Source organism: Cuspidothrix issatschenkoi CHARLIE-1 (genome assembly GCF_002934005.1).
GTDB lineage: Bacteria > Cyanobacteriota > Cyanobacteriia > Cyanobacteriales > Nostocaceae > Cuspidothrix > Cuspidothrix issatschenkoi.
Genome location: NZ_PGEM01000099.1, coordinates 1 through 9,048 on the forward strand (window position 1 = coordinate 1; position 9,048 = coordinate 9,048).

The following is a 9,048-nucleotide window of genomic DNA, read 5'->3' on the forward strand; positions in this document are numbered from 1 at the left end:
ATGAGGGGGTTTTGTTTTTGGATTTGTTATTGGAGTTTAGACTAAATCTTTTCTTGTAGGCTCAATCCCTTGCTGTATAACCCACATTCCGCAGATAAAATCCAATTCTGAATAATTATCACGAAAGATTCAGGGTTGTACAAACTTTACTCCAAAAATATTCTCAATAAATGAGATAAATTCCTAATAAACATTTTATAGTTCCTTTGAACTAAAATCCTGAAAACCCTTACCAAACAATGTTTTTGGAGATAATTATTTTTTTATTCTCCGCTTATGCGGAATGTGAGGTATAAGGTTTATGACTTACAAGACGTAAAATAACTTGGAAACCGTTAAAGCCTTGCCTAGAGAGACTTTGGCGGATTAGGAGGGCAAATTAGTCTAAACTCCAGTAAATCTGTAGTTGAGACAAAATCTTTAATTTTATATGGTTATAATTCAATTCTGGCTGTATCACCTTCTGAACGGACTCGTAAATTTTGCCAACCTAAATTTCGTAAATATATTTTTGCCGATCGCTTAACACAAGAAAAAAGGCTGCTGAATTCAGCAACCTTAGCATTAACTAACATTGTTTTTTTAATCAATAGATGCCAATTCAACAGATTGTAAAGGTTTTGTCGTATCTACTTTTGTATTAATTTCTGACCCCATTGTATGACTATGACTAGAATTTATCGCTGAAGATGAGTGATCTTGTGCCTCATCAGCCCTAGGTTCATGGATGATTAGGCGATCGCAGGGAATAGTATCCGATATAATCGCGCTGGCCATCATCCCAGTATGAATTTCCATTTGTGCTTCTTGGGGAACTTCAAACACTAATCTTTGTCCAGGAAAAACAACCCGTTCAAAGTACCAGTTGGGAATATTGGTGATACGCGCTACCTGGATCTTGCTCGTAGCATTGACGTAGCAGCAGAGAATTTTCTCTGAATGCTCTGGTGGTAGAGGATCTAATATCTGAGCCATAACTGCTGGTGAGCTATTTGTGCCACCATCTTACATTACATAACTAAAGCTAACATTGGATGATCCCCATTTGCTGTAACTCCGACTACCAACTGCAATTTTCTACATTATTTATATCTAAAGATATATTTATATCCTAAAAATTTTGTAAATAAATTTGTATTTATTTAACAAAACCCATCATCAATCACGATTTAGCTTTTCATTTCCGGTAAAATTTTCGTAAATTCTTTGTCACCAAGAATTTTAGCCTTTGATCCCCAATCTGGATTATGCCTAGTTGAGTCCAATTATGTTTTGCATCTAGCTCCAGAATTACAAAAGAATATCATCACTGAATTCATAAACTCGGTGTTATGGTAAATGTATATGAAAATTTTCTTCATAAAACCTCATCTATATATAACAAGCAGACTTTATTCAGTGTAGTTGTTCACAGCAAATTTTTTTTTACATATCACAAAAAGAGTGAAATGTCAAGAATAAAGTTGTTGAAATCAGCAACAACTATACCAGCTTCTAGTCTTTGCCACCACAACCCCAAGATACAGCTAAACCAACTATGAGCGAAACCAAAATTCTCTATGTTCGTCTTCCTTGTAACCCTATCTTTCCCATTGGGGTTGTTTATCTTTCCGATCACGTCCATAAACTTTTTCCCACCATACAACAACGGATTTTTGATTTAGGTACAGTTCCTCCCCTAGATTATGCTTCCGCCCTAGACAGATGTATTGATGAGTTTAAGCCAACATTACTTGTCTTCTCTTGGCGAGACATTCAAATTTATGCACCTGTAGGCGGACGAGGCGGCAACCCTTTACAAAACGCCTTTGAATTTTACTATGCCAAAAACCCATTCATCAAATTGCGTGGTGCGTTGGGGGGCTTGAGAATTTTTATTGCTTATTATGTAGAACTATGGCGTAACCTGGGATTAGTTAAACGGGGTTTAAAACGGGCCCAAAAATATCAATCTCAAGCCCGTGTAGTTCTCGGTGGTGGTGCAGTTAGCGTATTTTATGAACAGTTGGGTAAAAGTTTACCTTCAGGCACAATTATTTCTGTAGGTGAAGGAGAAACCCTCCTCACAAAACTGTTGAATGGAGAAGATTTTCGGGATGAACGCTGTTATGTAGCTGGAGAAAATCAGCCACGTCCTAGACTAATTCACGAACAACCCACACCCCTGGAAAAAACAGCTTGCAACTACGACTACATCGAAACCATTTGGCCGGAATTTAATTATTACCTGCAAGAACAAGATTTTTACATTGGCGTGCAAACCAAACGTGGTTGCCCCCATAATTGCTGCTACTGCGTTTATACCGTTGTTGAAGGTAAACAAGTACGAATTAATCCTAGTGACGAAGTTGTCGCTGAAATGCGAGAATTATACAATCGGGGTATTCGCAACTTCTGGTTTACCGATGCTCAATTTATCCCCGCCCGCAAATTCATTGATGATGCGGTGGAACTTCTCCAGAAAATTGTTGATTCGGGGATGACGGATATCCATTGGGCGGCATACATTAGAGCCGACAACTTAACACCCCAATTGTGTGAGTTGATGGTAAAAACAGGGATGAATTATTTTGAAATCGGAATCACTAGCGGTTCTCAAGAACTTGTCCGTAAAATGCGAATGGGCTATAACCTACGAAACGTTTTACAAAATTGTCGTGATTTAAAAGCTGCCGGTTTCAATGACGTAGTTTCTGTGAACTACTCCTTTAATGTAATTGATGAACGTCCCGAAACTATTCGCCAAACCATCGCCTATCATCGGGAACTAGAACGAATTTTTGGGGCTGATAAAGTTGAACCTGCTATTTTCTTTATTGGACTCCAACCCCATACCCATTTAGAAGAATATGCTTTTCAAGAGGGTATTCTCAAACCGGGTTATGATCCCATGAGTTTAATGCCTTGGACAGCCAAAAAACTCCTCTGGAATCCCCAACCTCTGGGTTCTTTCTTCGGTGAAGTCTGCTTGCAAGCTTGGCGACAAAATCCCAACGACTTCGGACGGGAAGTGATGAATATTCTAGAAACCAAATTAGGTTGCGCTGATTTGGAAGATGCACTGTCTGCACCTATAGAAAAACCAGAAAAACAGTTAGCAGGTGTATCCTAGAAGACATATATATTGGCATTGTCAGGGTAATTCATGAATTACCCCTACCCCATCCCCAACTCCTAATTCCATGTTACAAGGCTCAATTCTTCAAAAGTTAGAAGCATCTCACCGACATAGTATCAGACCAATTCGTTTTGGTGTGTACTATAAAAACACCTTGGTTGCTCTTTGCCATGCCCTAGAAGACCATATTTTGACTAACAATAATAATCCATTTGTAATTACCGCCTTTCAACAGGGTAAATGGTATCTACAAGAGGCTAACAGATATGCAGATATTGCCCAACGCAGCCGGGAAATAGTGATTATGGCGGCGGCTGATGCTGGTTTTACAGAACATCCCACCGGTCAATTAGCTAATGTGGATTTAGTGGGGTTAGCTACGGATGATCCTGTCGCCCAAGAATGGCATTTGATCATTTTAGCTCCTGATTACACAGCAATGGTAATTTGTCAAGAATTATCTGAAGCCGATTATGGGGTTGGTGGGTTGCCAACTGGCGATTTAGACCGGAAATTCTATGGTTTATGGACATTTGAACCGGAGTTAGTGCGGGAAACAGCAGTGTTAGCGATCGCCCATATTAAAAATTATGATCCTCAACTAGCAGACAAACTCAGTCAACACCAACAGGCAATTCACACAACTCCATCCTCCTCTACAGATGTGGCTACCGTCGTCGGTCGCGTCATTGATTATCTGAAAACAGGACTGGATCGCCAATTTATCCCGTCCACAGCCCACCAAAAATTCCTGGATCGTAACCTAGTATCCAACGAAATCCAAGCATTTTTACGGATGGCGCAATTAATTGATTTATCAGATATCAATAATCCCATGGCCGCCACCGAAGTAGCATCTATCGCCGAAACGATGGGGCAGTTGTTAGACTTACCAGCATGGCAAATCAAAAGATTGCGCCTAGCCGCCTTATTACATCGCATAGATCCATTACAGAAAGCTGAAAGCCTGATCACTCCCACTCACGTCACAACAGCTTATCAAGACGAAGCTCCTAGTTGCCCCCTGGCTTGTCCTTTAGTCCCAGGAGCGCAAGCACTCCGCATCATGCCCCAACTTAGAGCAGTTGCCCAAATTATTACTCACCAAACTGAATGGTGGAATGGTACAGGTGAACCAGCAGGTTTAGTGGGTGATGATATTCCTTTAGAATCGCGGATTTTGTCACTAATATCAGAATTTCAGTTACAAGCCAACGAGTATAAATACTCAAATAAAAAGGGAGCAGAAATATTTTCTCAAGCATTAGATCAATGTCGTAAACAACAATCTACACGGTTTGATCCTAAACTTATAGATACCTTAACTTTATTGGTCATGGGTTTACAACAAGGACTAGATTTACCCTTAATGACAACTAAAGTTAGCAGTGGTTTATGGTTACTAGATTCCCGATGGGATAGTCAGAGCAAAATTAGTGAGCAGATTTCAACTTACCCCCAATGAACATAGAAGCTATTAGATTAGGAAAAAACAAGCAACTTGCCGGTGCAAATTTAGAAGACGAGGATCTTTCTTTCGTAGATTTAAGGAAAATCAATTTAATAGGAGCTACCTTAGTCGGAACTAACTTTACTGGTTCTAAATTGGAAGGTAGCCATTTAGAAGGGGCAAATTTAATGGGGGCAACCCTGCAACAAAGTGATTTGCGGGCAAATTTAATGGGTGCAAACTTAATGCAAGCTGACTTGACAAGTGCAGATTTGCGGGGCTGTAACCTACGGGGTAGTAACTTGATGGGAGCAATCCTGAATGATGCTTCCTTAGCTGGTGCTTTTTTAAGTGGTGCTAATTTAATGAGTGTAAATTTGCAAGGTGTTGATTTGCGAGGTGCAGATTTACGCGGTGCTAATCTAACAGGGGCTAATCTTAAAGGTGCAGATTTAAGTGGTGCAGATTTACAAGGTGCTTTACTCAATGAAGCGGATTTAGAAGAAGCTGATTTACGGGGGGCAAACTTGGCTGGAGCAAATTTAACAGCAGCTAATTTACTGTGTGCGGAATTAGATGCTGTGAAGTTAAATGGTGCAAATTTAGATCGGGTGTGTTTGCTAGGTACAATTCTCGAAGATAGTAAAACAAAAGTACATCCCTAATTGCCGCAAGAAATTCTTCCCCTATTCCCTGTTAACTGTTACCTGTCACCTGATAATTTTGAATTGTAATTTTGAATTAACTTAAATGTCTGTAGTTTCTAACATTACTGTTAAAGTCCCCGGCACAACTGCAAATTTGGGTCCTGGTTTTGATTGCATTGGTGCAGCTTTAAAGCTGTATAACGAATTTAACTTTACTACACTTGATGCTGGTGGATTAATTATTCAAGCATCTGGCATAGAAGCGGCAAAAGTACAAACCGATGAAACTAATCTTTTATATCAAGCCTTTGTCAAGTTATACCAACATATAAAAAAAACACCACCAGGGATAAAAATAGAGATCAAGCTGGGTGTACCTTTAGCGCGAGGTTTAGGAAGTTCGGCCACTGCCATTGTCGGCGGGTTGGTTGGGGCTAATTATTTGGCGGGTTCACCCTTGTCTGAGTTAGAGGTAATGGAATTAGCGATCGCCATGGAAGGACATCCTGATAATGTAGTACCAGCGTTATTGGGTGGATGTCGTCTAGCCGCCACCAGCAGTACAGGCTGGGAAATTTGTGATATTCCCTGGCATCGGGATATAGTTCCAGTCATAGCAATTCCTAACTTTGAATTATCCACCGCCGAAGCCAGACGAGTTTTACCCACAGAAATTAGTCGTAGGGATGCCATTTTTAATATTTCCCATTTAGGTTTATTATTGCGAGGTTTAGCCACAAATCGAGAAGAATGGTTAAAAGCCGCTTTACAAGACAAGTTACATCAACCTTATCGCCAAACTTTGATTGCTGGTTATGAGAGTGTGAATGAGGCTGCTATTAATGCTGGTGCCTATGGGATGGTAATTAGTGGTGCAGGACCCACACTTTTGGCTTTAGTAGATATAACCAAAGCAAAATCCGTAGAAACAGCTATGACAAATGCTTGGATGGCAAAGAGAATTAACTCTATTGTGCGATCGCTCCGCTTGGATACGCAAGGGGCGGTTATTTTGTAGTGGGTAATTAGAAATGCAGCAACACCAAACATCTATAGCAATCCTATTTGAGTTGAGAACGTATCCGTCAGAACGCAGCATTACTTAAGTCATGGGAAGGGAACAGAAGTGTTCCCTACTTTAAACATTTCATTTTGTTGATTAACATTTCCCGCAGAATGTCCTTATTCTCTTGAAGAAGTTCTCGATATTAATTATTTACCTAATTGATATCATTTGAGTAATTTGTTTATAATCGAGTCATCATCAACAATACCAACTTTCAGGTTGTATTCAACTCTGCACCTTGCCTTCCGAAAATAACCACTGTAGGAAAATGATTTTTCTTGCTGCTTATACAACTCTATCTGCTCTTGTATAATCTGGTCTACAACATTGAGAGTAAATTGATATGCTTCCTCTAATTTGTCTGAATTATTGATAATTGTCAAATCATTTTCTAAATACTTGTAAATACCATAGGACAGTAACTCAGTAGCATGACTAATATATTCTCTTGTTGTTTGTTGAGCTTCTTTTTTACTTTGAACATAGCGATAAATTTTGTAAGCATAGATTAATTGTTGGTATATGGGGGAATCTTTTTCACCATTAAATAGGCGATGTAATGGATAGTTATTATTATTAGTAGCATCAAAAATAGCTTCCATAACTTCATATACACTATTCTTAGCTGTTTCTGGCTGCTCATAAAAAGTTGCATACCAAAATCGCAAAAGCGTATCGCTTTCAATTGTACAATTTAACTGCCTACTAAGATTGTTGGAGAAAACTTCACCACGTTTTGTAATATAAGCAATTCCCTGATTAGCAAATATTTCTTTTACATATAAATTGAAGTCTTTATTACTTACTTTATCTTTGTAAGAGATAGGAGTTTGAGTATTAGTAGCATCCGTAATTTTTTCGACAATTTCAGTATTACTAGTTTCGTATAAACGCACGTTTACAAAAACTTGTTGCAGTCTATTAATTCCCTTACGTTGACTTTCCTTAAAGACTTCGTAGATAACGCGAGTTGTTTGTAAACCATTGACAATTATAGGATTATAAGTAGGTAAGATATATTTTCCACTTTGTAAAGTAGATGGAATTTCCATTCTTTCACAAATGATTGTCACCCCATTGTTAAGTAGAGGAAAATATATCGCTGAATCTGGATCAGTTAATGTTTCTTTCATTCTTTGATTCGGTCTAACTTTGAAACCTAAAAAAGAACGAATATTCTCTGAGAATAGAAACTCATAAGTATTATTAGTAGATAATTCTTGCTCAACTAAACGACAAAGTTCATCAGCTTCAATCCGAAAGTTTGCGGCTCTGACGTTACCAACCGAGTATGTATATAAGCCTTGTCCTTGCCTATCAGAAGTTATGATGTTTGATATTTGAGGATTAAAAATAAACTTAATATCTTTGCGTTTAGCTTGTGCTTTAATTAGCTGACTGATTTTTTCGTAAATTGCTTCTGCATCCCAAATTTCAAATTCATCTGGTCTGTGGTAGGCTAGATAGTTTTGATGATTTGCCGCATAATCAGGATCATTGTTAGAACCATTGTAGATAAAATAATACTTAATTTCGATAATAAAACCATCTCTGGATAGCTGCTGATATTCATTTATTTTAGGTTGAAGTAATTCTGAATTTGACTTAGTTATTCCATAGATAAAAGAATCGTCTACATCGTGACGAAATTCATCAAGTTGGTTAGTTTTTAAATTGCGAGTATTTTTACTAGGACTTACGCAAGATGTCTATTTTGCGTAAGTCCTGTTTACATTGAAATACCATTAGTGTATAGTAGCCACCTTGTTCTACAAACACAGCGCCATCTATGCCACCATCTTTACCTTGAAGACCTGGTTTTTGCCTTATTTGAATGTCATCATATACTTCTTGAAATGGTCTCTCTGTAATCGCAGCCATTGAGAAAATTTCAAAGGCTGTATCTTTAGTTACGTTGAATTTGTTAGAGATTCTATCTAAATATCCGTCTATAAATAGTTGCTTGTTATCCATTCTAATTTTTCATATTGGAGGTGACTCTTGAATCCTAACTCAATGTGAAACCTTATTTTTATTGTTATTGCCTCTTGAATCTGTGACAAATAAGAATGATTGCTGAAATTACAATAGGTTGCTAGTATTCCTTTCGATAACTTTGGCGCGTGGTTCGTCCTGATGGTAAACTAGCTATCACTTCTTACAGAAAAGATGTCTTTGAACACGCTAAGTAAATCTGTATTTAAGTAACAGCTTTTTCACTTAATCCCCAATCATTATATATATGGATAAAATTCGAGCAGAAATCCAAGAACTCAACTTACAAATTCAAGCACTCCAGCAAGAAAGAGCAGCATTAACTCAAAATAATATGGAGTCTAGCGGAGATTCTACCCTAGCCATAGTTGAAACCTATCGTCGTCAAGCCAGAGAAAACGTGCAATTATCGGCTGAACTTAAAGGCATAGATGATGCTTTATGCTTCCTAGAAAAGCAAATACAACAAAGGAAAGCTCATTTAAATAGATATCTACCTATGTCCATTCGCATATCCCAACAGCAAGAACAGCTAGAAGAAGCCAGAAAAATTGCTCAAGTTCACGCCGAACGAGTTAACGAACTAGCTGGAGAACTCGCCAAAGAAATTAAACTTCTCAAAACCTGTGCCGATGAACTTAGTCCCATGTACTGGCAAGTTTACTACAAACCTTTCATCACAGGCTTTAAGACCATTTCTGTCCCTTACGTGCGTTCAGACTGTGAAGTTTGGACAATTGTCAACCGTATTGTGTGAACTACCACACACTGA

General features: G+C 38.3%; 9 protein-coding genes. 5 read left to right on the forward strand and 4 right to left on the reverse strand.

From position 1 onward, the window contains the following. Positions 1-434: 434 nt before the first annotated feature. Entirely contained in the window at positions 435-575 is a 141-nt protein-coding gene (locus CUN59_RS21475; RefSeq protein WP_165790205.1) for a hypothetical protein, read from the reverse strand. Positions 576-582: 7 nt separating this feature from the next. Next, complete coding sequence (locus tag CUN59_RS13830) at positions 583-975, reverse strand: DUF1830 domain-containing protein (RefSeq protein WP_104388390.1); 393 nt, start codon at positions 973-975, stop codon at positions 583-585. Between the two features lie 562 nt (positions 976-1,537). Here CUN59_RS13830 and CUN59_RS13835 point away from each other — a divergent pair. The 4 genes from CUN59_RS13835 (at position 1,538) to thrB (ending at position 6,233) form a co-directional block, all read left to right on the forward strand. Then, the gene (locus CUN59_RS13835) at positions 1,538-3,112 is read left to right on the forward strand and encodes a photosystem II high light acclimation radical SAM protein (protein ID WP_104388397.1); all 1,575 of its coding nucleotides are present in this window, start codon (positions 1,538-1,540) and stop codon (positions 3,110-3,112) included. 70 nt (positions 3,113-3,182) lie between these two features. Next, a complete protein-coding gene (locus tag CUN59_RS13840; protein WP_104388391.1) occupies positions 3,183-4,583 on the forward strand; it encodes a DICT sensory domain-containing protein in 1,401 nt (466 codons plus the stop codon). Continuing rightward, positions 4,580-5,233, forward strand: coding sequence for a pentapeptide repeat-containing protein (locus tag CUN59_RS13845; RefSeq protein ID WP_104388392.1), 654 nt, complete (start codon positions 4,580-4,582; stop codon positions 5,231-5,233). The genes CUN59_RS13840 and CUN59_RS13845 overlap by 4 nt, the downstream gene beginning before the upstream one ends. An 85-nt stretch (positions 5,234-5,318) precedes the next feature. Beyond that, positions 5,319-6,233 carry a homoserine kinase gene (gene thrB, locus CUN59_RS13850; protein WP_104388393.1) on the forward strand — a complete coding sequence of 305 codons (915 nt, stop codon included), beginning with the start codon at positions 5,319-5,321 and terminating at the stop codon, positions 6,231-6,233. Positions 6,234-6,445: 212 nt separating this feature from the next. Here the strand turns inward: thrB and CUN59_RS13855 are convergent, their stop codons facing one another. Together CUN59_RS13855 and CUN59_RS13860 are read right to left on the reverse strand one after the other, a co-directional pair. Continuing rightward, positions 6,446-7,903, reverse strand: a complete 1,458-nt coding sequence (locus tag CUN59_RS13855; protein ID WP_104388394.1) for an AIPR family protein — start codon at positions 7,901-7,903, stop codon at positions 6,446-6,448. Between the two features lie 67 nt (positions 7,904-7,970). Continuing rightward, positions 7,971-8,255 (reverse strand): hypothetical protein, encoded by a 285-nt coding sequence (locus CUN59_RS13860; protein ID WP_104388395.1) that lies wholly within the window; start codon positions 8,253-8,255, stop codon positions 7,971-7,973. Positions 8,256-8,523: 268 nt separating this feature from the next. Between CUN59_RS13860 and CUN59_RS13865 the strand changes: the two genes are divergently transcribed. Continuing rightward, the gene (locus CUN59_RS13865) at positions 8,524-9,033 is read left to right on the forward strand and encodes a hypothetical protein (protein WP_104388396.1); all 510 of its coding nucleotides are present in this window, start codon (positions 8,524-8,526) and stop codon (positions 9,031-9,033) included. The last annotated feature ends 15 nt before the right edge of the window (positions 9,034-9,048 follow it).

Excerpts from the sequence above, each read along its gene's own strand:
- CUN59_RS21475 (WP_165790205.1), bottom strand. The coding sequence starts at position 575 with ATGTTAGTTAATGCTAAGGTTGCTGAATTCAGCAGCCTTTTTTCTTGT.
- CUN59_RS13835 (WP_104388397.1), top strand. The coding sequence starts at position 1,538 with ATGAGCGAAACCAAAATTCTCTATGTTCGTCTTCCTTGTAACCCTATC.
- CUN59_RS13830 (WP_104388390.1), bottom strand. The coding sequence starts at position 975 with ATGGCTCAGATATTAGATCCTCTACCACCAGAGCATTCAGAGAAAATT.
- CUN59_RS13860 (WP_104388395.1), bottom strand. The coding sequence starts at position 8,255 with ATGGATAACAAGCAACTATTTATAGACGGATATTTAGATAGAATCTCT.
- CUN59_RS13840 (WP_104388391.1), top strand. The coding sequence starts at position 3,183 with ATGTTACAAGGCTCAATTCTTCAAAAGTTAGAAGCATCTCACCGACAT.
- thrB (WP_104388393.1), top strand. The coding sequence starts at position 5,319 with ATGTCTGTAGTTTCTAACATTACTGTTAAAGTCCCCGGCACAACTGCA.
- CUN59_RS13865 (WP_104388396.1), top strand. The coding sequence starts at position 8,524 with ATGGATAAAATTCGAGCAGAAATCCAAGAACTCAACTTACAAATTCAA.
- CUN59_RS13845 (WP_104388392.1), top strand. The coding sequence starts at position 4,580 with ATGAACATAGAAGCTATTAGATTAGGAAAAAACAAGCAACTTGCCGGT.